The following is a 23,537-nucleotide window of genomic DNA, read 5'->3' as shown; positions in this document are numbered from 1 at the left end:
GGATATCAGGCACCGGCTGGGCACTAAGCTGGAAATCAATGAAACTCGTTGACCAGCTGCCTGTCCTGCCCGCCACAAACCCCTCCGGCGCAGGCATCGACCCGGACGCCCTGTACACCCAATTCCTGGAGTGGACCGAAAGCCGGGGCCTGGAGTTGTACGCTGCCCAGGACGAGGCCATCATGGAGCTCGCCACCGGCGCCAACGTCATCCTCGCCACACCGACCGGTTCCGGCAAATCGCTGGTGGCCATCGCCGCGCACTTCCAGGCCATGGCGAGGGGCCAGCGCAGTTACTACACCGCGCCCATCAAGGCGCTGGTCTCCGAGAAGTTCTTTGCGCTGTGCGACATCTTCGGCGCAGAAAACGTTGGCATGATCACCGGCGACTCAGGCGTCAACCAGAACGCGCCGATCATCTGCTGCACGGCAGAAATCCTCGCGAACATCGCCCTCCGCGAAGGGACCTCCGCCGAACTCGGGGCGGTCATCATGGACGAATTCCATTTCTACTCCGACCCCCAGCGTGGCTGGGCTTGGCAGGTCCCGCTACTGGAGCTGCCCCAGGCCCAGTTCCTCCTGATGTCCGCCACCCTGGGTGACGTCAGCCGGTTCGAGACCGGCATCACCGAGCTCACGGGACGGCCCACCACCACGGTCAGTTCAGCCGAGCGTCCCATTCCGCTGCACTACTACTACCACCAGACACCGGTCCACGAAACGCTCGAGGAACTCCTCTCCACGCGCCAGGTGCCCGTCTACGTGGTGCACTTCAGCCAGATCGAGGCCATTGACCGGGCCCAGACGCTGATGAGCATCAACGTGTGCACCCGCGAGGAAAAAGACAAGATCGCCGAGCTGATCGCGAACTTCCGTTTCGCCGCAGGCTTCGGCAAGACGCTCAACAGGCTGGTCCGGCACGGTATCGGCGTCCATCACGCCGGTATGCTGCCGAAGTACCGGCGGCTGGTGGAACAGCTCGCCCAGGCGGGCCTGCTTAAGGTGATCTGCGGTACGGACACGCTGGGCGTCGGCATCAATGTGCCCATCCGCACTGTTTTGCTCACCGCGCTGAGCAAGTACGACGGCGTCCGCACCCGCCCGCTTAACTCCCGGGAGTTCCACCAGATTGCCGGACGGGCTGGCCGCGCCGGGTATGACACCGCCGGGACAGTGGTAGTCCAAGCGCCGGAGCACGTGATCGAAAACGTGAAGGCTATGGCCAAGGCCACCGCCAAGTTTGGTGATGACCAGAAGAAGCTCCGCCAGGTGGTCAAGAAGAAGCCGCCGGAGGGCTTCGTTTCCTGGGGTGAACCCACCTTCAAGCGCCTGGTGGAATCCGTGCCCGATCCTTTGACCTCAAGTTTCAGCGTGACGCATTCGATGCTGATGAACCTGATGGAACGGCCCGGCGACCCGTTCACGGCGGCCCGACGGCTGCTCACCGAAAACCACGAGACCCGGGCCTCGCAGCTGCGGCTGATGAAAAAAGCCCTGGGAATCTACCGCGAACTCCTCGCCGCCGAGGTGGTGGAGCGTATCCCGGCAGAAGAGCAGGGCCACGACGGCAGGACAGTCCGGCTCACCGTCCACCTGCAGGCCAATTTTGCCCTGAACCAGCCGCTCTCGCCGTTTGCACTGGCGGCGCTGGAGCTGCTTGACCCGGACTCGCCGTCGTACGCCCTGGACGTGGTGTCCGTGATCGAAGCGACCCTGGAAAAGCCCCGCCAGATCCTTTCCGCCCAGCAGAAGAAGGCCCGCGGGGAAGCGATTGCCGCGATGAAGGCTGACGGCATCGAGTATGACCAGCGGATGGCCATGCTGGAGGACGTCACCTATCCGCAGCCACTCGCGGAACTCCTGGGCGAAGCGTTCGAGGTTTACCGCAAGGCCGCGCCGTGGGTGGGGGACTTTGAACTGGCGCCCAAGTCCGTGGTCCGCGACATGTACGAGCGTGCAATGAACTTCGGCGAGTTCGTCCAGTTCTACGGGCTGGCCCGCTCCGAGGGAATCGTGCTGCGCTACCTCGCCGACTGCTTCAAGGCGCTGCGCCAGACCGTGCCGCAGGACATGCTCCGGGAGGACCTCGAGGACCTCATCGCCTGGCTTGGCGAACTGGTGCGGCAGGTGGACTCCAGCCTCCTGGACGAATGGGAGGAGCTGACGTCCGGCGCGATGCCCACCCCGCACGACGCTCCGCCTCCCCCGCCGCCGTCGCTGACGTCCAACATCCGTGCTTTCCGTGTGATGGTCCGCAACGAGATGTTCCGCCGCGTGGAACTGTTCGCGGACGAAAACGCGGCAGCCCTGGGCGAGCTCGACGGCGGCGCAGGCTGGGGTGCCGACCGCTGGGAAGACATCCTGGACGACTACTTCGACGAACACAACGATATTGGCACCGGCCCTGATGCCCGCGGCCCCGGGCTCCTGATGATCACCGAAGAGCCCGGGCTGTGGAAGGTCCGGCAGATTTTCGACGATCCGGCCCGCAACCATGACTGGGGCATCTCCGCAGAAGTGGACCTGGCGGCTTCCGACGAATCCGGGACGGCAGTGGTCCGGGTCACCGACGTCAACCGGCTCTAGGCTGTGACCCCGTGGACTCCGTTCCCGACCTGACGGGCAGCCTTCGGGTTTTGGAAGCCCTGAAGGCCCAGCCAGTGGCGCCCGCCGACGGTCCACGGCAGTGGTGGAACGGCCCGCTGGACGTCGAGGGGCTGGCCTTGGGAGCGGTCCAGGCAGCAGCGACGTCGCTGAACGCCTTGGTGGGTGTGCCCGGGAGGTACTCGTTGGCATCCGGAGCCACGGCAGCGTCCTTCGATTCGCTCGGCCACCTGCGGATCGCGGGCGGGAAGCCCGAAGGATTTGCTCCGACGTCCGGCTTTCGGCGCACGTCGGACGGCTGGATCCGTCTGCACGCCAACTATCCCCATCACGCAGCCCGGCTGATGGCTGCACTCTCCGTGAGCACGCCACAGGATGTGGAAACCGCTCTTCTAGGCATGACGTCACTGGCAGCCGAGGACGCCATCACGGCTAAGAACGGCGTCGCTGCTGCCGTGCGCATGCGGGAGGAGTGGAACGCGACCCCAATGTATGAGGCGGCTGGCGCCGGGCCATGGATCAGCGTCTCCCGTCCAGCGGCGGACGCCAGTGAAAGTCGGCAGCTCCCCCGGTGGGTTCCAGGGGCTGTGCCGCGCCACACCCTGACCGGGCTCAGGGTGCTGGACCTGACGCGCGTCATTGCCGGTCCCACGGCCACCCGCCTCCTGGGCGCGCTGGGTGCTGACGTGCTGCGCATCGACCCGCCCCAGCTTCCGGAATTGAGCGACGCGTTCATTGACTCCGGCTTTGATAAGCGAAGCGCGGAGGCGGACCTCCGGGATCCGGAGGCCTTGGACACAATCAGGGGTCTCCTTGAGTCCGCCGACGTGGTGGTTATGGGTTACCGAGACGGCGCGCTGCACCGCTTCGGACTGGCGCCCGACGCGCTGCTGCAGGCACGGCCCGACCTCGTGATAGTCACCCTCAGCGCGTGGGGTAGCGGCGGTCCCTGGAAGGCACGGCGCGGTTTCGACAGCCTGGTGCAGGCCGCCTGCGGCATATCCGAACGGTACGGCCGGACCACTGATGACGGGTGGCAACCTGGGGCGCTGCCAGTGCAGGCACTGGACCATGCCACCGGATATGGCCTGGCGGCGGCAGCACTTGCCTTGCTGGCCGAACGGCTCCGAAACGGACGCGGCGGCGCGGCCCGGCTTTCCCTGGCACGCACCGCTGAAGAACTGTTCCGGCTCCCCGCATTGGCCGGCCACGGTGCTTCCCTTTCCGAACCGGACTTCCGCGTGATGGACAGCCCCTACGGCCGCCTGCGGTATGTCGGGCCGCCCATCATGGTGGACGGTGTGCCGCTTGAGTACACCAAGGGTCCCGTCCGCTACGGGACATCCCAGCTTCGCTGGCAGTAGCGATCACGGCCCCGCTAGTAAACTCGGACCATGAGTGTAATCCGCCCCGCCACCCGCCAAGACGTCCCCTCCATCCTCCAGATGATCCACGAACTGGCGATCTACGAGAAGGAGCCGGACGCGGTCCGCAATACCCCGGAAATGCTGGCCGGGGCCCTGTTCGGCGAGAACCCGCGCGTGTTTGCCACGATGGCCGAGAACAGTGCGGGCGAGGTCCAGGGGTTTGCCCTTTGGTTCCTGAACTACTCCACGTGGGAAGGCGTACACGGCATCTACCTGGAGGACCTCTACGTCAGCCCGGACGCCCGAGGCGAGGGCCACGGCAAGGCGCTGCTGAAGCACCTGGCTGCCACCGCCGTCGAGAACGGCTACGCCCGGGTGGAGTGGAGCGTCCTGGACTGGAACGAGCCGTCCATCAACTTTTACCGCAGCCTCGGCGCCCGTCCCCTGGATGGCTGGTCCACGTTCCGGCTGACCGGCGACGCGCTGGAGAGCTTTGGCACCAGGACGGCAGCGTCCATCCGTGGCTGAGCGCGACGCTTCCGCCCAAACCACGCAGACGCGGACCCCTGCTCCGCATTTTGTGAAGGCCAGGCACGAATTCCGGGGCATGCGCACCGCCGAGCACTACTTCACCGTTCCCCTGGACCACTTCGCGCCAGAAAGCGGCGACGGCGAGACTATCACCGTCTTCGCCCGTGAGTACGTCTCGTCGGCCCACACCCAGGCTGAAGCCGAAGCGCTTCCCTGGCTTCTCTTCCTCCAGGGCGGCCCGGGCGGCCGCGGCAACCGGCTGGCTTCGCTGAGCGGCTGGAACAAGGCGGCGGCCCGGCACTTCCGGATCCTGATGTTGGACCAGCGCGGCACCGGGCTTTCGACTCCCCTTGACCGGAACACGCTGCCCGCGCGTGGAACGGTCGAGGCACAGGCTGCGTACCTTGAGCATTTCCGTGCCGATTCCATCGTGTCCGACGCGGAACTCATCCGGGCGGCGCTCGGCTCCGGCCCCTGGAGCATCTACGGCCAAAGCTATGGCGGATTCTGCGCGCTGACGTACCTGTCCTTTGCCCCGGACGGGCTGAAGGAAGCCCTCATCACGGGCGGGTTGGCGCCGCTTGCCGGCCACGCCGACGACGTCTACCGCTCCACGTTCGCGCGGGTTGCGGCACGCAACACCGAATACTTCAGCTGGTATCCGGAGGACCGGCGGACAGTGAACGCAATCGCATCGCATCTTCGGCAGACCGAGGAGTTCCTTCCCGACGGCGACCGGCTCACGCCGGAACGGTTCCAGATGGTGGGCTCCTTCCTGGGCGGAAACACGCGCGTGGACGGCCTGCACTACCTGCTGGAGGACGCCTTCACCGAGACACCGCACGGGAACAGGCTCTCGGATGCCTTCCTCGAGCAGGTCCAGGGCATCGTGTCCCGACTGGCGAACCCGCTCTACGCCCTGCTGCATGAGTCCATCTACGGTCAGGGACAGGCCACCGACTGGGCTGCCTGGCGGGTGCTGCAGGAAAATCCGGCATTCCGCCCGGATGCGGAGCCGTTGCTGCTGACTGGCGAGATGGTGTACCCGTGGTATTTCGAGCAGGACGCCGCCTTGGTGCCCCTGAGGCAGGTGGCCCATCTGCTGGCTGCCAAGCCGGACTGGAAGCCCCTGTATGACCCTACGCAGCTGGCCGCGAACAGCGTTCCGGCAGCCGCCGCGGTCTACCGCGACGACATTTACGTGGACCGCGATTTGTCCCTGGAAACGGCAGCTGCCGTGCACGGACTCCAGGTATGGGAGACAGCCGACTTCCACCATGACGGCATCGCCGACGACGGCGAGGCCATTTTCGGTCGTCTGCTGGGGATGGTGCGCTCGGTTGCCGGCTCAGCGGGCAGCAGGGCCGCCAACTGAACGGGTGGCTGTGCCGGCGGTGGGGCTGCGGCGACGCGCCACAAGGACCATGACGGCTGCAGTCAGCACGGCGGCTCCCACCAGGCCGCCTGCCATGTTCAGTCCCAGGTAGCCGGCCCAGCCGAGGATCAGGCCGGAGGTTGCCCCGCCCACTGCGCCGGCGGCGCCCATCAGCATGTCCGACACACCCTGGACCACCACACGGGACTCCTGGCTAACGCTCTCCGCCAGCAGCGTGGAGCCGGAAATCGTGGCCGCAGACCAGCCAATGCCCAGCAGGACAAGTCCCACGGCAACCGCCACTGTTGATGTCTGGCCAAACCCTGCGACGGCGACGGCCGCGATGAGCGTGGCGAAGCCGATGATGATCGTCTCAGTCCTGCCTGCCTTGTCAGTCAGCCAGCCCATAACGGGCGACAACGCGAACATACCGGCTATATGCAGGGAGATGGTGAAGCCGATAATCACCAGGACATCGCCGGAGGCGGCGTGGCCGGCATGGGTGGAACCCGGTCCGGCCACGAGTTCCTGCAAGTGCAGCGGGGTCATGGACATCACGCCCACCATCACTGCGTGCGCTCCGACGACGGCGGCAAGCGCCAGCCAGGCCGCCCTGGAGTGGCGGATGGCCCGCAGGCCGCGGATCAGCGATCCCCCGGCTGCGCTCCGCGCGGGGCCGCCTTGCTGGGTTGCCGTACCTGGCGGCGTGGCCTGAGTCTTCCCGCCAGCCGGAGGGGCGGCTGATTCCTGGGCGCCGAGGTCCTGGGCGCCGGGTTCCTGTTCAGCGAGGTCCCGGGCGGCGATTTCCCGGGCGAGCAGGAGCGGGTCGGGCCTGAGGCCGGCGAAGAGCAGCACGATCGCCAGCAGTAGTCCAGCTGCGGAGATCACGAACGGTCCGGCGACGGGCGGCAGGCCGAGGGCCAGGCCCACAACGGTGCCAGGCTGGATCAGATTGGGGCCGGCCACGGCGCCCACCGTCACAGCCCACACAACAGCTGACAGCGCCCGGCCGCGGTGTTCAGCATCCGCAAGGTCGACGGCGGCGAAGCGTGCCTGCAGGCTGGCCGCGGTGCCCACCCCGATGCCCACGGCCCCCAGCACCAGCAGGACGAACAAGCCGGACACCACCGAAAGAACAATCAGAACTGTGCCGGCCAGGGCGGCTGAAAGCCCCGTGACCTGCCCGGCCCGGCGGCCCCGACGGTCCGCCAGCGAAGCGAGGGGCAGGGCTGTCAGCGCCGCCCCTAAGGTCATTACTGTGGCCACGGCTCCCGCCCACGCGCTGGAACCTGAAAGCTCCACGGCCAGGATGGAACCAATGGAAACCGTGGCTCCAGTGCCGATGCCACCAAAAACCTGGGCCGCACTCAGCAGCACCACAGTGCGCCGTTGCACCTGGCGCACTCCACTTTCCGTTATGAGGATGCGGGCCATGCTCCGAGCATAGTCCTCCCCTGGCCGCCAACGCAGGGATTCCTTAACGCCGCTGACCCCGGCCGAAGTACGGCCGGGGTCAGCGAAAATGCTGGGTGCGTCAAGGAAACGCGGGTACAACTTACTCGGCGTCGCTGTGGCTCTTCCTGGCGTCTTCCTCGAGGCGGGGATCCAGGTGGGCCGTCTTGGCTTTGGAGCTCAGGAGGCTGGCAACCACGGCAACGATGATGGTGCCCACGATGACGGCCAGGGAGACAAATGTCGGAATCTCCGGGGCCCATTCGATGTGGTTCCCGCCGTTGATGAACGGCAGTTCGTTCACGTGCATGGCGTGCAGCACCAGCTTCACACCGATGAACGCCAGGATGAAGGACAGCGCGTGCTTCAGGTAGATCAGGCGGTTCATCAGGCCACCCAGCAGGAAGTACAGCTGGCGCAGGCCCATCAGGGCGAACAGGTTGGCTGTGAAGACGATGAACGGGCTCTGCGTCAGGCCGAAGATCGCGGGAATCGAGTCCACTGCGAAGAGGAGGTCGGTCATGCCGATGGTGATGAACACAACCAACATGGGGGTGAAGACCTTTTTGCCGTCCACCGTGGTGCGCAGCTTGCCGCCGTCGAACTTCTCCGACATGGGGATGATCTTGCGGATCCCGGCGATGAGCGGGTTTTCCTTGTCCTCTTCGTCCTCACCTTCATCCTGGGCCTGCTTCCAGGCAGTCCAGAGCAGGAACGCGCCGAAGATGTAGAACACCCAGCTGAACTGCTCGATCACGATGGCGCCGAGGAGGATGAAGATGCCGCGGAGGATCAGGGCGATGATGATGCCCACCATCAGGACTTCCTGCTGGTACTTACGGGGCACGGAGAAGCGGGCCATGATGATGATGAAGACAAACAAGTTGTCGATGCTGAGGCTGTATTCAGTAACCCAGCCGGCCACGAACTGGCCGCCGAACTCGGCACCGGTAAAGAAGAACATGGCCCCGGCGAACAGCAGGGCAAGGGAGACGTAGAACGCAACCCACAGGCCGGCTTCCTTCATGGAAGGTTCATGGGGGCGCCGGACGACCAGCAGAAGGTCAATGAGGAGGATCAGTCCGAGGACGACAAGTGAGCCGACCTCGAACCACACGGGTAATTCGGGCACAGGTAGCCTTTCGCAGGGTACAGAGAAATGGTGTAAGTCTCTCCGGCCAGCCTGTGCACTTGGTGCTGAAATGGCGGCCCGCTACGCCCGGCCAAGCAACTGTGCTTGGCGTGTTGACGATCGTAGCGCTCGGGATACTCCCCTACGTGACGTTAACTGTACAGCAGGCGCCCCCATATGCGGGAACATGCCACGAACGCTGCGTGCCCCCACCGCCCCGGGCGTGGCCTAGGCGTGGCCGGCCGCCTGCATCTGGCGGAGCTCCTTCTTAAGGTCACTGACCTCGTCGCGGATCCGCGCGGCCAGCTCGAACTGGAGTTCGGCGGCAGCGCCATGCATCTGCTCGGTCAGCTGTTCGATGAGGCCCACGAGGTCTTCGGCCGGTGCCGCGGCAAGGCCGTCCTTGCGGACCTGCGCTGCGCCCTTTGCCGCGGACTTGCCACGCTTGGCGCCCTTGGCCAGCCGGTTGTTGTTGAGCAGTTCCTGGGTGTCGGCGTCTTCCTTGGCCAGTTGGTCGGTAATGTCGGCAATCTTTTTCCGCAGCGGCTGCGGATCGATGCCCCGTTCCGTGTTGTAGGCCACCTGGATGGCGCGGCGACGGTTGGTCTCATCGATAGCCTTGGCCATGGAGTCGGTGATGCGGTCGGCGTACATATGGACCTCGCCGGAGACGTTGCGGGCGGCGCGGCCGATGGTCTGGATGAGGGAAGTGGCCGAGCGCAGGAAGCCTTCCTTGTCCGCGTCCAGGATGCTCACGAGGGACACCTCGGGCAGGTCCAGGCCTTCCCGGAGCAGGTTAATGCCCACCAAGACATCGAAGACACCCATCCGGAGTTCACGGAGCAGTTCGACCCGCCGCAGGGTGTCCACGTCCGAGTGCAGGTATTCGACCTTGATGCCGTGGCCCAGCAGGTAGTCGGTGAGGTCCTCGGCCATCCGCTTGGTCAGTGTGGTGACCAGCACGCGTTCGTTCTTTGCTGTGCGGGTTTTGATCTCGCCGAGCAGGTCATCGATCTGGCCCTTGGTGGGCTTGACCACCACCTCGGGGTCGATCAGTCCGGTGGGCCGGATGATCTGCTGCACAAAGCCGTCGGCCTTGCCCAGTTCGTATTTGCCGGGAGTGGCTGACAGGTAGACCGTCTGGCCAACGCGTTGGAGGAATTCGTCCCATTTGAGCGGGCGGTTGTCCATGGCCGACGGCAGGCGGAAACCGAAGTCCACAAGGTTCCGCTTGCGGGACATGTCGCCCTCGTACATGGCGCCGATCTGCGGCACGGTGACGTGGGATTCGTCGATCACCAGCAGGAAGTCGTCCGGGAAGTAGTCGATGAGGCAGTGCGGAGCGGTCCCGCGGGCGCGGCCGTCAATGTGCGACGAGTAGTTTTCGATGCCGTTGCAGAAGCCCATCTGCTGCATCATTTCGAGGTCGTAGGTGGTGCGCATCCGGAGCCGTTGGGCTTCCACCAGCTTGTTCTGGCCTTCCAGGACGGCAAGGCGTTCGGCGAGCTCGTCCTCGATCCGCTTGATGGCCCGGCCCATCCGCTCCGGCCCGGCCACGTAGTGCGAGGCCGGGAAGACGTACATCTCCTCTTCGTCCCGGATCAGTTCGCCAGTCAGCGGATGGAGGGTATGGATGTTCTCAATCTCGTCTCCGAAGAATTCGATCCGGATGGCCAGTTCCTCGTACATCGGGATGATCTCCACGGTGTCGCCGCGGACCCGGAAAGTGCCGCGGTGGAAGTCCATGTCATTGCGCGCGTATTGCATGGAGACGAATTTACGGAGCAGGTCGTCACGGTTCATCTGCGCCCCCTTGCGCAGTGTGACCATGCCGGCAATGTACTCTTCCGGCGTACCCAGGCCGTAGATGCAGGACACCGTAGCGACCACAATGACGTCCCGGCGGGTCAGCAGGGCGTTGGTGGCGGAGTGGCGGAGCCGCTCCACTTCCTCATTGACGGACGAATCCTTCTCAATGAAGGTGTCCGTCTGCGCCACGTACGCCTCAGGCTGGTAGTAGTCGTAGTACGAAACGAAGTACTCTACTGCGTTGTTGGGCAGCAGTTCACGGAATTCGTTGGCCAACTGGGCGGCCAGGGTCTTGTTCTGAACCATGACCAAAGTGGGCCGCTGGACCTGTTCGATGAGCCAGGCCGTGGTGGCGCTCTTGCCGGTACCGGTGGCACCCAGCAGGACTACGTCCTTTTCGCCGTTCCTGATCCGCTCCGTCAGTTCGGTGATGGCGGCAGGCTGGTCACCGGCCGGCTGGAACTCGCTGATGACTTCAAAGGGAGCGACAACGCGGTTGATCTCCTGGGCAAGGCTCATGCATCTAATCTACAACCGGGGACCGACAGTGGAAGCCGGATCAGTTACCGGCGAACATCCCGTCCCGGGGGCGCGGAGTTCGGGGGATGTACGACGGCGGCGCCCAGCCTGCGCGCGTGGCCCACGCTTTCATGCGTGGCCAGGCTTCGTCCGTGAACCACGGCTCCTTAGCCTCCGCGTAAGCCCGTGTCCCGTTTGTGGCCGCAAACAGTTCGGCCAACGCACGCTTGTGGTCCCCGTAGAGGGCGGCGGCTTCCGGGTCGTTCCGGAGCCAGTCGCGGAAGAGCAGGGCGTACCGCCACCCGGGCGATCCGGCTGCCCGGACGTGCAGGTTCACGGCGCGGCCTGGGTCCGCGTTGGCGTGGAAGCGTTTCCGCCACTGCTCCGGATCCGGCTCCGTCGGTTTGGGGGTGTCGAAGCCGGCCCCGGGCACGGCCGGGAACCCCGCGGCCGCCAGCAGCGGTGCGATCCGGTCAGCGGCGTTGAGATCCGAGACGGTGACCTGGAGGTCGATGACGTCCTTGGCTGCCAGGCCCGGCACCGCCGTGGAGCCAATATGGTCCACCGCCAGGATGTCATCCGGTGCCGCGGCCCTGATCCGGGATCCCAGCCGTGCGGCCTGGGCCGCCCAATCCCCCTGCGGCGCAGACAATTCCGCGGTGCCGGTCCTAGCCGCCCTGACGCCGCGGCGGATATTGTCCGCATACGGGACCAGCCGCTCCGTCCACAGCCGGTCCACCTGCGCGGTCACGTCCGCCAGCGATCCGGAGTTGTCCAGGACCACGTCGGCAGCAGCAAGCCGCGCCTCACGCGAAGCCTGGGCCGCCATCCGCGACCGGGCGTCCCCGGCCGTCATGCCCCGGTGTTCGAGCATCCGGCCGATCCTGACGTCATCGGGTGCATCCACCACCAGGACCAGATGGAAGCCGCTGCCTTGACCGGTCTCCACCAGCAGTGGAATATCCTGGACCACAATGGCGCCGGCCGGGGCCGTGGCGATGATGCCCGTCGCCGCGGCCCGGACCAGGGGGTGGACGATGCCGTTCAGCACGGCCAGCTGCAAGGGGTTACCGAACACCACGGAACCGAGCCTTGCCCGGTCCAGCCGGCCCCCGGCGTCGAGCATGTCCGGTCCAAAGGCTTTCACGACCCGGGCCAGTCCCGGCGTTCCCGGCTCAACCACTTCCCGGGCCAGCGCATCCGCGTCCACCAGCACCGCACCGAGCCCGGCGAGGCGTGAGGCGATCACGGACTTCCCCGAGGCGATGCCGCCCGTCAAACCAATCTTGAGCATCCCACCACCCTACTAGTCCCCACCGCCCCCCTCGCCTCGCTCCGCTCGGCCAGGGAACCCCGGCGGCGTGGGCCCACCCACCGCCCCCCTCGCCTCGCTCCGCTCGGCCAGGGAACCCCGGCGGCGTGGGCCCACGCCCCGCTAGACTTGGGCGGTGCAAGAGCAAGACAGCCGTGCCGCCACTTACGCCACGCTCGCCTCGGGCCAAGACTTCCGGCACGAGATCGAGATCAAACGCTCCAGGTTCATCACCGTGCTGCGCCGCGCCGACACTGAGGACACTGCGCGGAACCTGGTGGCCGGCCTGCGCCGCGAGTTCCACGACGCCCGCCACCACTGCTCGGCGTTCGTCCTGGGACCGGACCGGGACATCCAACGCTCCAATGACGACGGCGAGCCCTCCGGCACCGCCGGCATCCCCATGCTTGAGGCCATCGTCAAAAGGGAAACGGCACCGGGGGTGACGGACCTCAGCGACGTCAGTGCCGTCGTCGTCCGCTATTTCGGTGGCATCCTGCTGGGCGCAGGCGGACTGGTGCGCGCCTATTCGGAATCGGTGTCCGCCGCCTTGGAACGCGCCCCGTTGGTCCGCCGCAGCCGGCTCCGAATCTGCTCGGCACCGGTGCCGCACGCCGCTGCAGGACGGCTGGAGAACGATCTTCGGGCGGCCGGGTTCGTGATGGCGGAAACCACTTACGGAGCGCAGGCAACCATCCTGCGCCTGGCCGTGCCTGACGGTGCCACGGAAATCGCCGCAGCCACCGAACGCGTCTTGTCCCTCACCGCCGGGAGGACGGATCTCACACCGGACGGGACGGAGTGGATCGATGTCCCACTCCCCTGAGGTCCGCCTGGCAGACGTCGACGAACCCATGCTGGAGCAGCTGCTGGAACTGGCACAGCGGGACGCGTCCGCGGCTGACGTCACGCCGCCACTTGGCAACGGGAAGGGCTGGAACGCGGAACGCATTAACTGGTTCCGTACCTACCACCGGGCCGCGGCCGCGGGCCTGGACGGCCCGGCCTCGGAAAAGAGCTGGGCCGTGCTCTGCGCCGGTAAGCCTGCTGGCTCCATCAGGCTTAAAAGGATCGACGACGGAACGGCGGAAACAGGCGTCTGGCTGGGCCGCACCTATCGCGGCCACGGTATCGGCGGCGCCGCGATGCGGTTGGTGTTGGCGGAAGCCCGACGCGCCGGCCTGCGAAACGTGGTGGCCTCCACCACTGCCGGAAACATCGGCGCGCAGCGGCTCCTCACCGCCGCCGGTGCGGTCCTGACGCACGACGACGGCGGCACCGTGAGTGCCGCCGTCCTACTCTCAACTGACTCGCAGTAGCGTACCGAACCACGCCTTTGGGAGCGTTAAGTGCTGGTCAGGTGGCCGGCTAAACCCGGCGGGTAGAACATAGTGGGTTAACCACAGCGGGCCCCTGCTTTCGCAGGGGCCCGCTGTGTTGGCCCGGGAAGTCCCGGACCGGTGGCAATTAGTTGCCGGTCAGCTTCTCGCGCAGAGCTGCAAGAGCCTCATCCGAAGCGAGCGTGCCGCCACCGGTGTTGGACTCGGCTACAGCAGGCTCCGAGGAGTAGCTGGTGGTGCCTGAATCGCTGTCACCGGACGTTGCAGCCGCAGCGTCGTCTGCAGCGTGCTGGGCAACCTGCTTCTTGTGTGCTTCCCAGCGGGTCTGGGCGTCAGCGTACTGCTGCTCCCAGACGGCGCGCTGGTTCTCGTAGCCTTCAAGCCACTCGTTGGACTCCGGGTCGAAGCCCTCCGGGTACTTGTAGTTGCCTTCTTCGTCGTACTCAGCGGACATGCCGTAGAGAGCCGGATCGAATTCGGTGGACTCGGCGTCAACGCCCTCGTTAGCCTGCTTGAGGGAGAGGGAGATACGGCGGCGTTCGAGGTCGATGTCGATGACCTTGACGAACAGCTCGTCACCAACGGAGACAACCTGCTCAGCCAGCTCCACGTGGCGGACTGCCAGTTCGGAGATGTGCACGAGGCCTTCGATGCCGTCTTCGACGCGTACGAACGCACCGAACGGAACGAGCTTGGTGACCTTACCCGGAACAACCTGCCCGAGGGCGTGGGTGCGGGCGAAGGTCTGCCACGGATCTTCCTGCGTAGCCTTGAGCGACAGTGAAACACGCTCGCGGTCCAGGTCGACTTCGAGAACCTCGACGGTGACTTCCTGGCCAACTTCGACAACCTCGGACGGGTGGTCGATGTGCTTCCAGGACAGCTCGGAAACGTGAACGAGGCCGTCTACGCCGCCCAGGTCCACGAAGGCACCGAAGTTGACGATGGAGGAAACGACGCCGGGCCGGACCTGGCCCTTTTCCAGCTTGTTGAGGAACGTGGAGCGAACCTCGGACTGGGTCTGCTCGAGCCATGCACGGCGGGACAGCACAACGTTGTTGCGGTTCTTGTCCAGCTCGATGATTTTGGCTTCGATCTTCTGACCGATGTACGGAGCGAGGTCGCGCACACGGCGCATCTCGACGAGGGATGCGGGCAGGAAGCCGCGCAGACCGATGTCGAGGATAAGACCACCCTTGACAACCTCGATGACGGTACCGGTGACAACACCGTCTTCTTCCTTGACCTTCTCGATGTCGCCCCAGGCGCGCTCGTACTGAGCACGCTTCTTGGAGAGGATCAGGCGGCCTTCTTTGTCTTCCTTGGTGAGCACCAGGGCCTCGACGAGATCGCCAACGGAGACAACGTCTCCGGGATCAACGTCGTGCTTGATGGACAGCTCGCGGGAGGGGATGACACCTTCGGTCTTGTAACCGATGTCGAGCAGAACTTCATCGCGGTCGACCTTGACGACGGTACCTTCGACGAGGTCTCCGTCGTTGAAGTACTTGATGGTGGCGTCGACTGCTGCGAGGAAGTCCTCAGCGGTACCGATGTCGTTGATCGCGACTACGGGGGTACCGGGCTTCTCGGTGGAGGTGATGGTCATGTAGTAGGGGCTCCGTTGTGGATAGTTAGTCGGTCAGGCAAACCACCGCGCCCGCGTTATGGAACGCAGGCGCAGGTCTCAGCAGCTCGCAAGGACCTGCCGGGTCTTCCTGATTTGTGGATTTTAGAAACGTGCACGTAGTACGCGCCCACTTATTCTAGTCGCAGCGGCCAACAGGGGTCAAAGCGCATGACTACGACCATCCTGGCCGGGGGTGCCTGCAACGCCGGTGCTCAGAAGTGCGTCAGGCAGTGGGGCGCGCGTTCGACGGCGAACATCCGGGCGGCGCGGAACGCCGCGTCCGGCGCGTGCTCGATGATTCTCCCCGCGTCAACCAGCGTCACCGGATGCACGCCGCCAAGGTAAATCGACGACAACGAGGCCACATCCAGTTCAAGGTCGGCTGCAGTGGTGCCCGCATCCGTGACGACGGCGGATCCGCCCGTCACCGCCAAGGCAAACGTGCCGTCCGACAGACCGAGCGGATCAGCCACTTTCAGCACGAGCCGTCCGTCAGCCGGGTAATGGCGAGCTTCCAAGGCCCGCTGCACATCCAGGATCCGAAGCCAGAGCATATCGCGGGCCGCCGAAGTCTCGACGCAACGGGGATCTTCAAGCGCCCAGCCCAGTGAGTCATCCACAGGGGCTTCGTCGCAGGAAACCCGTTCAACCAGGTCAATGGCCCCAAGGTACTGCCACAATTCCAGGTACGCTGCGCGGTTCGCCGCCACGAGGTCAAGCACTTCCATGGTGTATGGCTTGCTGGACCAGCCGGAGAACTTATAGGAGACGTAGCCGTCTACCTCGCCGTCGGGCGCGTAATGCAACGCCACTTTGACCTTCGGGTCCTCGCCGCCGTCACGGCTGATGGATCCGGAAATGAACTCGCGGTAGAACTCATGGCGGTCGATGGACCCGGGCGTGAGGCGGTGCTTTCGGTCGAAGACCGCCGGAGCCAGGTCCAGGAGGACTTTAGGGTCGGCTACTTCGACGCTTCCCACAGGAGTGTGGTTCAGCTTGAACCTGGTTGTGGTGTCCACCGTTATGGACTGTTCGGACGTGGCCACACCAAATCCAAACCGGCCGTAGATGGACGCTTCGGAGGCAGTGAGTGCAGCCATGGCCAAGCCGTCCCTACTGGCCAGCGTCAGGTCTTCGACCATCATGCGGCGCAGCAGCCCGCGGCGGCGGTGTGAGGTCCGGACGGTCACCGCGGTCACCAGCCGGGTGGCCAGCAGCCGTCCGAATCCGATATTCAAGGTCTTGACCATGGTCCCGAACGTTGCGACCGGCACGTCGGCACCCAGTGAATGACCTGCGACCGTTCCCGCTTGGTAGACGCCGGTCATGACCCGGCCGTCGGCGCGTTGCATCTCGATTCCCTTGTCCACCCGCTCATCGGAACGGCGCACGTCGTGGAAGCCGAACGCCACAGCCCGCATCCACGCAACCGACTGCGGGTAGGCAGGGTCGTCTTTGGCCGCCGGGTCGAAGCGCCGGATTTCATAGTCATCACTCAGTTCAGCCACACCGCCGAGCCTAACCAATGAATCCGGCGCCTGGCCAGCAGCAACACGCGCGCGCCGGCAGGAAATGGCTCAGAGCCGCCGCACGGGTTGGCGAAGGATGGTTTTGAGCTTTTCCGGTGCCACGCGGCGGGCGTCGCTGAGGTAGACCTCATGGTGCGGGCCGGCAAATCCAAAGCCGTTGGCCGGCATGTAGTCATGGTGCAGGCGGGCCAGAGTGGGGGCTTCGTCGTCGTAGCTGCCGACGTGCAGGATCTGCACTGAAAGGCCTTCGTCGAGGGTCTCAAGACGGAGCAGGTCCAGCCCCGGAACGTTCTTTGCCGCCGCTTTCCCGATACCGTCCTGCACCTCGCCGGCGCCGATCCAGTCCGGCTGCTGGATCATCATGGTCCACTTCCAGCTGTCCTTTTCGCCGCGGGTGAAGGCGTCTGGATCATCCGCAGTCCAGAGGCCCTCCAACGGCCCGACGACGTAGTCCCGGCCCGCATGCTTGCTGGCGAACTTGACGGCGTACGACACCGAGTACAGTGCTTCGAGGGCGTCAGCGTAGGCGGGGGCCGTCCCCGGATTTCCCTGCCCGTCCAGCATCAGATAGTTCAGTGGCGGGACGGTGACAACGTCGAAGTCCCGGGTCCGGGGCGCGTACAGCTCCTTGAACTGTTTCTTGACGTCGTACTTGTCCATCGCGCCCCGCCCCGTTCGTTCCGCAAGTCCCGTTCCCGGTAGGCCCGTCCCGGCAGCCCGTTCCTAGTGGCCGGCGTCGTACCAGCTGGGGCCCACGCCGATCTGGACATCCAGCGGGACGCTGAGGTCCGCGGCAGCACCCATCTGCTCGGTAACGAGCTTCTCCACGGCTTCCCGCTCACCGGCGGCGACTTCAAGCACCAGTTCGTCGTGGACCTGCAGGAGCATGCGCGACTTCAGGCCCTGGGCCGCCAGCTCAGCGTGCACACCCAGCATGGCGCGCTTGATGATGTCCGCGGCCGACCCCTGGATGGGTGAGTTCAGGGCGATGCGCTCCGCGTTTTCGCGCAGCTGCCGGTCCGTGCTGGTGAGGTCCGGCAGGTAGCGGCGACGCCCCTCGATGGTGGCCGTGTAGCCGTCCACCCGGGCCTGGTCCACCACACCGCGAAGGTAGTCGCGGACAGCGCCGAACCGGTCGAAGTAGTCCTTCATCAGGGTGCGGGCCTCGTCCACGGAAATTTCCAGCTGCTTGGACAGCCCGAACGAAGTCAGGCCATAAGCGAGTCCGTAGGACATGGCCTTGACCTTGGAGCGCATGGCGCTGGTGACTTCCTCGGTGGGCACGTGGAAGATGTTCGAGCCCACAAAACGGTGGAGATCTTCGCCCTCCTGGTACGCCTGGATCAAGCCCGCGTCCCCCGAAAGGTGCGCCATGATCCGCATTTCGATCTGCGAGTAGTCCGCGGACAGCAGGCACTCGTAGCCGTCACTGACCACAAAGATGCCGCGGACGCGACGGCCTTCCTCGCTGCGGATGGGGATGTTCTGCAGGTTCGGGTTGTTGGAAGAGATCCGGCCCGTCGCTGCCACGTTCTGCGCGTAGGTGGTGTGGATCCGGCCGTCCTCGGTCACGGACTTCTTGAGTGACTCCAGCATCTGGCGCAGCTTCGAGGACTCCCGGTGCGCCATCAGCTGGACCAGGAATTCATGCCCGGTCTTTTCGAGGAGGTTCTTCAACGACGCGGCATCGGTGGTGTAGCCGGACTTGATCTTCTTGGTTTTCGGCAGCTCAAGTTCGTCAAAGAGCACGGTCTGCAGCTGCTTCGGCGATCCGAGATTAACCTCGTGGCCGATCGCGGCGAAAGCCAGTTCCTGCGCGTTGTCGATCACCTTGGCCAGATCGGCGATCTGCTCGTCCATGCGCGGCAGGTCGATGGCGATGCCCGCGGTCTCCATGTCGGCCAGTACCCGGCTGACGGGCAGCTCGAGGGTGGTCAGCAGGTCCCCCGCCTTGCGTTCTGTGAGTTCTGATTCGAAGTGCCGGCTCAGGGCCTGAACCACAGCCGCCACCTGGACCAGCGCAGCGGCAGCGGCGGCGTCGTCGCCGTCGAACGCCAGCTCCAGCTGGCCCGCCTTGGAGGTCTCCGACGGGACACTGACGTTGAGGTGGTGCTGGGCCAGCTCCGCAAGTTCATACGTGCGGCGGTCCGGCTGGATGAGGTACCCGGAGATGGAGGTGTCGTCCACGACGCCTTCCAGGCCCAGGCCACGGCTGGAGAGGGCTTTTAGGGCAGCCTTGTAACCGTGCATGACCTTCGGGGAGTTTTCATCACGCAGCCAGTCCGCGAGGACATTTTCGGCGGCGGCATCCTGGGCGGCGAGGTCGACATATACGGCGGCGTCGTCACGGACGATGGCCAGCGCGGCGGCGTCCTCGCCGATGCGCCCGGGCACCAGATCGACGGCGACTGCCGACGTCTTGCCAGAGCCAGCCGCCAGGAAGGCGCCCAGCTCGGTTGCCCCGGCGGGAACCATGAAGTCCGGCGTGGCGACGCTTTCGCGTTCCGCTGATTCCACTTCCTCACTGCCGTACAGGGCGAAGAGCCGGGTGCGGATGGTCTTGAATTCGAGCTCGTCGAACAGCGTCTCCAGGGCGGCCTCGTCCGGCCGCGGTTCCGCGAGGTCGTCCAGGGTGAGCGGGAGTTCGAGGTCCGTGTGGAGCCTGTTCAGCCGTCGGTTGCGCTTGACGTCCTCGACGTTGGCGCGCAGGGATTCCCCTACTTTTCCACCGATGGCATCCAAGTGCTCGAGGACCCCCTCGAGACCGCCGTAGAGGTTGATCCACTTTGCCGCCGTCTTGGGGCCGACGCCGGGTACGCCCGGGAGGTTGTCCGCCGTCTCCCCCACCAACGCGGCGAGATCCGAATACTGGGCAGGAGTCACAAAGTACTTTTCCTGGATGGCGGCCGCGTCCATCCGGGGGATGTCGCTGACGCCCTTCCGCGGGTACAACACAAATACGTTGTCCGTAATCAGCTGGAAGGCGTCACGGTCGCCCGAGACGAGCAATACCTCAAAACCTGCCTTTTCCCCCATGGCGGCGAGGGTTGCCAGGATGTCATCAGCCTCGTAGCCGGGCAGCTTGATGGTTTTGATACCCCAGGCGCCCATGACCTGGTCGATGAGGTCGATCTGGCCGCTCATCTCACGGGGCGTTTCATTGCGTCCGCCCTTGTACCCGCTGTACTCCGCCTTGCGATGCGTGGTGTCATCCGAGACGTCGAAGGCGACACAAATATGCGTGGGCTTCTGGTCCTTGATCAGGTTGATGAGCATGGAGGTGAAGCCGTGGATGGCGTTGGTGTGCTGTCCGTTGGCGGTGGAGAATTTATCCGCCGGGAGGGCGAAGAAGGCGCGGAACGCCATCGAATGGCCGTCAAGCACCAGAAGCCGTGGCTGGCCGGTGATGGGAACCACGGGGGCATCCGTGGCGGAAACCTGGCCTCCGACCGGCAGGACACTGATGTCCTGTAAGGCATCAGCAGCGTCAAGCGCGGTAGTTTCGGTCGGGAAGGGGGCCGGTTTGGTAGTTTCACTCACAGGTGCCAGCCTAGTTCCCATGATGGACAATTTCACGCCCGGGCCCTTCACTGAGGAATTGGTCACAGCAGGTATCCCGGCGCACCTCCACGACTGGCTCGGCCACATGGGCATCGGCGCCCTGGTGGTAAAGATGGGGATCCACTTCCTGGAGATGAGCCCGGAACGGACGGTTGCCACCATGCCGGTGGAAGGAAACACCCAGGTGGCGGGAATCCTGCACGGCGGCGCCCACGTGGTGCTGGCCGAAACGCTCGGATCCTTCGCCGCCGGCATGCACGCCGGCGCCGGCAGGCACGCCCTGGGCATCGAAGTGAACGCCACACATCACCGTGCGATCGCTGCGGGCACCGTGACAGGTACCTGCACGGCGATCCATCTGGGCCGGACCCTGACAACGCATGAAATCCTGATGACCGACGAGAAAGGCCGCCGCCTGTCCACCGCACGCATCACCAACATGCTGCGGGACAACGAGCCGGCGGAGGGATAACCGCCGCAGTCAGTTCGGTCCCTAGCGGGCCGGATCCGGGGCTGTGAGGGTGTAGCGCAACTCCACGATCCCCCGGCCCAAGGTGCGGGACGCCGTCAACTCCAGCGGCGCCGTCGGGCCTTCCAAAGGGAGCAGCCGCTTGCCGTTGCCGAGGACCACCGGGATGACCGACAGGATGAGGTCATCCAGAAGTCCTGCGTTGGCGAACTGCGCAACGAGGTTACCGCCGCCCACCACCCAGACGTTGTTCCCGCCGGCGTGGTCCTTGAAGTCCTGGATGAACTCCTGCACGGGTCCGCGGATAAAGGTGATGTCTGTGCCGGCCGGCGCAATGTGCTCGTGCCGGGTGAACACATAACAGGGCGTGGAAGGGTACGGCCAGTTGCCGGGTTCGTGCTCCATCAGCCAGGCGTACGTCTCGCCGCCCATCACGATGCAGCCGACGCCGGCCATGAAGGTTTCGTAGCTTTCCTTGCCGCCCTCGAAGCCGTCGAACTCCAGGAGCCAGGCGAGGTCATCCTTGGTGGTGGCAATGAACCCGTCGATGGAGGCCGCGACAAAATACTGGATCCTGGACATGGAACCAGAGTAGCCCTCCGGTATTGACGGGCTGAAGGGCTACTTGCTGAAGTAAGGAATGATCAGGTACAGCCCGAACAGCACAGCCAGGCCGCAGAGGCCAAAGCAGGTGTAGGCGAAGTAGCGCTTGGCGCGGGGTGAGGCCTGCTGGGCGTCGCCGGCGATGGCCGTCAGCCGCACGCCCAGCGAATACAGGACCACAACCGTTACCGCGGACACCAGGGTGGTGCCGGCCACAGTCAAAAGTTCTAACCACTTCATAGCTGAGCGTCCTTCTCCTGGTTTGCCTGGGCGGCGTCCTGCTGGTTCGCCTGGGCGGCGGCGTCCTTCTGCTGGTTCGCCTGGGCGGCGGCGTCCTTCTGCTGGTTCGCCCTGGCTCGGACCCGGGCGAGGGCTTTCTTCTTGGCGAAGCGGACGGTCTGGCCCGCTTCTTCGACTTCCACGGCGTTGTGGTGGCCCACCGACGACTTGCGGGAGTAGACGAACATAAACAGCACCGCGGCGGTGCCGGCGACGGCGGCAATCGCCACACCCACCACGCCCGTCTTCACGAGCAACGCGGTCAGCGCGCCCACAATGCCGGCAGCGGGAAGCGTGAACAGCCAGCCCAGGGCGATTTTCCCCACCATGTTCCAGCGCACCGTGGTGCCTTTACGGCCCATGCCGGACCCGATCACGGAGCCGGACGCCACCTGCGTGGTGGAGAGGGCGAAACCCAGGTGGGAGGACGCCAGGATGGCTGAGGCGGTGCTGGTCTCGGCTGCGAAACCCTGGGCGGGCTTGACCTCGGTGAGCCCGGAGCCCATGGTCCGGATGATGCGCCAGCCACCTGCGTAGGTGCCAACAGCGATGGCGACGGCGCACGCGGTGATGACCCAGAACTGTGGGCCTGAGCCCGGGGCCTGGGTACCGGCGGAAATCAGGACCAGGGTGATGATGCCCATGGTCTTCTGGGCGTCATTGGTTCCGTGGGCCAGCGCCACAAGGCTGGAGGTGAAGATCTGGCCGGTGCGGAATCCGCCACGCTTCTGCGTCAGCTTGCTGCCGGTTTCCGGATCGTGCCGGGATGTCAGGGCATACGCGAGCCGGGTGCAGAGGTACGCCACAAGGCCGGCGATGAGCGGGGCAAAGATCGCGGGCAGGATGACCTTCTGGAGCAGGGTTTCCAGGTTCACGGAATTAAAACCGATGCCGGCGATGGCTGCGCCGATCAGCCCGCCAAAGAGGGCGTGGGACGAGCTGGAGGGCAGGCCTTTGAGCCAGGTGATCATGTTCCAAAGGATGGCACCCATCAGGCCGGCGAAAATAATGTCCGGGGTGATCTGGACACCGTCGGAGCCTTCCCGGATGATGCCGCCGGAGACTGTTTTGGCCACTTCCGTTGAGAGGAAGGCGCCAACCAGGTTCAGGATTGCGGCGAGTGTCACAGCGGTCTTCGGTTTGATGGCGCCGGTGGCGATGGGTGTAGCCATCGCATTGGCGGTGTCGTGGAAGCCGTTAGTGAAGTCGAAAAAAAGTGCCAGTCCGATGACCAGCGCCACCATGAAGGTGATATCCACCTGTTGCCCAATCTGCAGAGACGACGTTCAGCAGTTCCTTTACCCCCGCCTGCCCTGCAGCATAATTCACCTGCAGTTCACGTGAAATGACCTGTGGCGTTAACAGAACCGGCTTGAAACCTTATCGATCGTACGCGTCCACGGCATGAGGTCAAAACAGCTGGTTCGCGACGAAGGTGCTGACGGCGTTCAGTTCGGCCGGCGAGATTCCCCGGCGCGGATCGGGCGAGACTGTGAGGATACGCGGGCCCAGGAATGCTGCCCAGGCCAGTGCTTCCTGTTCATACCGGAGCTGGTCGTCAATCCACACGATGCCATCCGGGGTGTTGGCCGCCAGGTCCTCCTGGAGCGCAGCGAGCTTCCACCAGGCCTCCCCCGTTCCGCCACCCTCCGCCGTCAGGCACGGCCAGTGGCCGCCGGCCAGGCCAACGGCAGGGCATAGGTAATCCGCGGCCATGTCCTCCCAGCTGGTAAGCCACACAAACCGGACTCCCGGGACGCGGGAAAGTTGGTTCAGCCCGTCAACCAGGTGGCGCGCATATGCCACTTCAAGCACGCCGGCGTTCGCGAGGCGCCAGCCGGAACCCCACGGCGTGTTGTCCGTTGCACCAAACGGGCACACCACGCCGTCGACGTCCAGGTAGAGGGTGACGTTCCGCAAGGCCGCTCTCCGTCACTCCGGCAGACCCGGACCGGCCATGAAGTGGATGAGGGGCTGCACGCATTAATCGTTACATTGCCTGCAGCCCCTCATCAAGGACGCTTAG

Annotated in this window: 19 protein-coding genes; 7 read left to right on the top strand and 12 right to left on the bottom strand. The window is 65.1% G+C overall.

The genetic code is table 11. The features are described from left to right. Window positions 1-38: 38 nt before the first annotated feature. The 4 genes from ACZY0Q_RS02245 (at window position 39) to ACZY0Q_RS02230 (ending at window position 5,876) form a co-directional block, all read left to right on the top strand. On the top strand, window positions 39-2,585 hold the full coding sequence (locus tag ACZY0Q_RS02245) for a DEAD/DEAH box helicase (RefSeq protein WP_463914188.1): 2,547 nt from the start codon (window positions 39-41) through the stop codon (window positions 2,583-2,585). Window positions 2,586-2,596: 11 nt separating this feature from the next. Continuing rightward, window positions 2,597-3,967, top strand: a complete 1,371-nt coding sequence (locus ACZY0Q_RS02240) for a CoA transferase (RefSeq protein ID WP_463914186.1) — start codon at window positions 2,597-2,599, stop codon at window positions 3,965-3,967. Window positions 3,968-3,997: 30 nt separating this feature from the next. Further along, window positions 3,998-4,498 carry an N-acetyltransferase family protein gene (locus ACZY0Q_RS02235; RefSeq protein WP_463914184.1) on the top strand — a complete coding sequence of 167 codons (501 nt, stop codon included), beginning with the start codon at window positions 3,998-4,000 and terminating at the stop codon, window positions 4,496-4,498. Window positions 4,499-4,577: 79 nt separating this feature from the next. After that, a complete protein-coding gene (locus ACZY0Q_RS02230) occupies window positions 4,578-5,876 on the top strand; it encodes an alpha/beta fold hydrolase (protein WP_463916219.1) in 1,299 nt (432 codons plus the stop codon). Here ACZY0Q_RS02230 and ACZY0Q_RS02225 read toward each other — a convergent pair. The 4 genes from ACZY0Q_RS02225 to coaE form a co-directional block, all read right to left on the bottom strand. Beyond that, on the bottom strand, window positions 5,850-7,310 hold the full coding sequence (locus tag ACZY0Q_RS02225) for an MFS transporter (RefSeq protein WP_463914181.1): 1,461 nt from the start codon (window positions 7,308-7,310) through the stop codon (window positions 5,850-5,852). The genes ACZY0Q_RS02230 and ACZY0Q_RS02225 overlap by 27 nt on opposite strands. Before the next feature lie 121 nt (window positions 7,311-7,431). Further along, entirely contained in the window at window positions 7,432-8,460 is a 1,029-nt protein-coding gene (locus tag ACZY0Q_RS02220; protein ID WP_463914178.1) for a TerC family protein, read from the bottom strand. 228 nt (window positions 8,461-8,688) lie between these two features. Further along, window positions 8,689-10,788, bottom strand: a complete 2,100-nt coding sequence (gene uvrB / locus ACZY0Q_RS02215; RefSeq protein WP_185263563.1) for an excinuclease ABC subunit UvrB — start codon at window positions 10,786-10,788, stop codon at window positions 8,689-8,691. A gap of 40 nt (window positions 10,789-10,828) precedes the next feature. After that, window positions 10,829-12,082 (bottom strand): dephospho-CoA kinase, encoded by a 1,254-nt coding sequence (coaE, locus tag ACZY0Q_RS02210; RefSeq protein WP_463914175.1) that lies wholly within the window; start codon window positions 12,080-12,082, stop codon window positions 10,829-10,831. A 154-nt stretch (window positions 12,083-12,236) separates the two neighbouring features. Between coaE and ACZY0Q_RS02205 the strand changes: the two genes are divergently transcribed. Then, the gene (locus ACZY0Q_RS02205) at window positions 12,237-12,926 is read left to right on the top strand and encodes an IMPACT family protein (protein ID WP_463914171.1); all 690 of its coding nucleotides are present in this window, start codon (window positions 12,237-12,239) and stop codon (window positions 12,924-12,926) included. Beyond that, complete coding sequence (locus tag ACZY0Q_RS02200; RefSeq protein WP_463914168.1) at window positions 12,910-13,419, top strand: GNAT family N-acetyltransferase; 510 nt, start codon at window positions 12,910-12,912, stop codon at window positions 13,417-13,419. The genes ACZY0Q_RS02205 and ACZY0Q_RS02200 overlap by 17 nt, the downstream gene beginning before the upstream one ends. Before the next feature lie 148 nt (window positions 13,420-13,567). On the opposite strand, the gene rpsA is transcribed toward ACZY0Q_RS02200, so the two are convergent. From rpsA to polA, 4 genes are all read right to left on the bottom strand, one after another. Further along, complete coding sequence (gene rpsA / locus ACZY0Q_RS02195) at window positions 13,568-15,049, bottom strand: 30S ribosomal protein S1 (protein ID WP_463914165.1); 1,482 nt, start codon at window positions 15,047-15,049, stop codon at window positions 13,568-13,570. 233 nt (window positions 15,050-15,282) lie between these two features. Further along, window positions 15,283-16,569, bottom strand: coding sequence for a GNAT family N-acetyltransferase (locus ACZY0Q_RS02190; RefSeq protein WP_463916218.1), 1,287 nt, complete (start codon window positions 16,567-16,569; stop codon window positions 15,283-15,285). 78 nt (window positions 16,570-16,647) lie between these two features. Further along, window positions 16,648-17,259 (bottom strand): GyrI-like domain-containing protein, encoded by a 612-nt coding sequence (locus ACZY0Q_RS02185; protein WP_463914162.1) that lies wholly within the window; start codon window positions 17,257-17,259, stop codon window positions 16,648-16,650. Window positions 17,260-17,322: 63 nt separating this feature from the next. After that, window positions 17,323-19,965, bottom strand: a complete 2,643-nt coding sequence (gene polA / locus ACZY0Q_RS02180; protein ID WP_463916217.1) for a DNA polymerase I — start codon at window positions 19,963-19,965, stop codon at window positions 17,323-17,325. Between the two features lie 193 nt (window positions 19,966-20,158). Between polA and ACZY0Q_RS02175 the strand changes: the two genes are divergently transcribed. Then, the gene (locus ACZY0Q_RS02175) at window positions 20,159-20,632 is read left to right on the top strand and encodes a hotdog fold thioesterase (RefSeq protein WP_463914159.1); all 474 of its coding nucleotides are present in this window, start codon (window positions 20,159-20,161) and stop codon (window positions 20,630-20,632) included. Between the two features lie 21 nt (window positions 20,633-20,653). Here ACZY0Q_RS02175 and ACZY0Q_RS02170 read toward each other — a convergent pair whose 3' ends face one another. The 4 genes from ACZY0Q_RS02170 to ACZY0Q_RS02155 form a co-directional block, all read right to left on the bottom strand. Beyond that, window positions 20,654-21,211 carry a dihydrofolate reductase family protein gene (locus ACZY0Q_RS02170; RefSeq protein ID WP_463914155.1) on the bottom strand — a complete coding sequence of 186 codons (558 nt, stop codon included), beginning with the start codon at window positions 21,209-21,211 and terminating at the stop codon, window positions 20,654-20,656. A 39-nt stretch (window positions 21,212-21,250) separates the two neighbouring features. Then, the gene (locus tag ACZY0Q_RS02165; protein ID WP_463914152.1) at window positions 21,251-21,472 is read right to left on the bottom strand and encodes a hypothetical protein; all 222 of its coding nucleotides are present in this window, start codon (window positions 21,470-21,472) and stop codon (window positions 21,251-21,253) included. Next, window positions 21,469-22,770: an anion permease gene (locus tag ACZY0Q_RS02160; protein ID WP_463914150.1), complete on the bottom strand. Its 1,302-nt coding sequence runs from the start codon at window positions 22,768-22,770 to the stop codon at window positions 21,469-21,471. The genes ACZY0Q_RS02165 and ACZY0Q_RS02160 overlap by 4 nt, the downstream gene beginning before the upstream one ends. Window positions 22,771-22,921: 151 nt before the next feature. Beyond that, window positions 22,922-23,431, bottom strand: coding sequence for an HAD domain-containing protein (locus tag ACZY0Q_RS02155; protein WP_463914147.1), 510 nt, complete (start codon window positions 23,429-23,431; stop codon window positions 22,922-22,924). Between the last annotated feature and the right edge of the window lie 106 nt (window positions 23,432-23,537).

The organism is Pseudarthrobacter lactosi (assembly GCF_055412785.1).
This window is presented reverse-complemented; position numbering and strand designations above follow the sequence as displayed.

What these genes read in the sequence shown, in the direction of transcription:
- ACZY0Q_RS02245 (WP_463914188.1), top strand. Translation starts at nt 39, where the DNA reads ATGAAACTCGTTGACCAGCTGCCTGTCCTGCCCGCCACAAACCCCTCC.
- ACZY0Q_RS02235 (WP_463914184.1), top strand. Translation starts at nt 3,998, where the DNA reads ATGAGTGTAATCCGCCCCGCCACCCGCCAAGACGTCCCCTCCATCCTC.
- ACZY0Q_RS02230 (WP_463916219.1), top strand. Translation starts at nt 4,578, where the DNA reads ATGCGCACCGCCGAGCACTACTTCACCGTTCCCCTGGACCACTTCGCG.
- ACZY0Q_RS02225 (WP_463914181.1), bottom strand. Translation starts at nt 7,310, where the DNA reads ATGGCCCGCATCCTCATAACGGAAAGTGGAGTGCGCCAGGTGCAACGG.
- uvrB (WP_185263563.1), bottom strand. Translation starts at nt 10,788, where the DNA reads ATGAGCCTTGCCCAGGAGATCAACCGCGTTGTCGCTCCCTTTGAAGTC.
- coaE (WP_463914175.1), bottom strand. Translation starts at nt 12,082, where the DNA reads ATGCTCAAGATTGGTTTGACGGGCGGCATCGCCTCGGGGAAGTCCGTG.
- ACZY0Q_RS02200 (WP_463914168.1), top strand. Translation starts at nt 12,910, where the DNA reads ATGTCCCACTCCCCTGAGGTCCGCCTGGCAGACGTCGACGAACCCATG.
- rpsA (WP_463914165.1), bottom strand. Translation starts at nt 15,049, where the DNA reads ATGACCATCACCTCCACCGAGAAGCCCGGTACCCCCGTAGTCGCGATC.
- ACZY0Q_RS02185 (WP_463914162.1), bottom strand. Translation starts at nt 17,259, where the DNA reads ATGGACAAGTACGACGTCAAGAAACAGTTCAAGGAGCTGTACGCGCCC.
- polA (WP_463916217.1), bottom strand. Translation starts at nt 19,965, where the DNA reads ATGGCGTTCCGCGCCTTCTTCGCCCTCCCGGCGGATAAATTCTCCACC.
- ACZY0Q_RS02175 (WP_463914159.1), top strand. Translation starts at nt 20,159, where the DNA reads ATGATGGACAATTTCACGCCCGGGCCCTTCACTGAGGAATTGGTCACA.
- ACZY0Q_RS02170 (WP_463914155.1), bottom strand. Translation starts at nt 21,211, where the DNA reads ATGTCCAGGATCCAGTATTTTGTCGCGGCCTCCATCGACGGGTTCATT.
- ACZY0Q_RS02165 (WP_463914152.1), bottom strand. Translation starts at nt 21,472, where the DNA reads ATGAAGTGGTTAGAACTTTTGACTGTGGCCGGCACCACCCTGGTGTCC.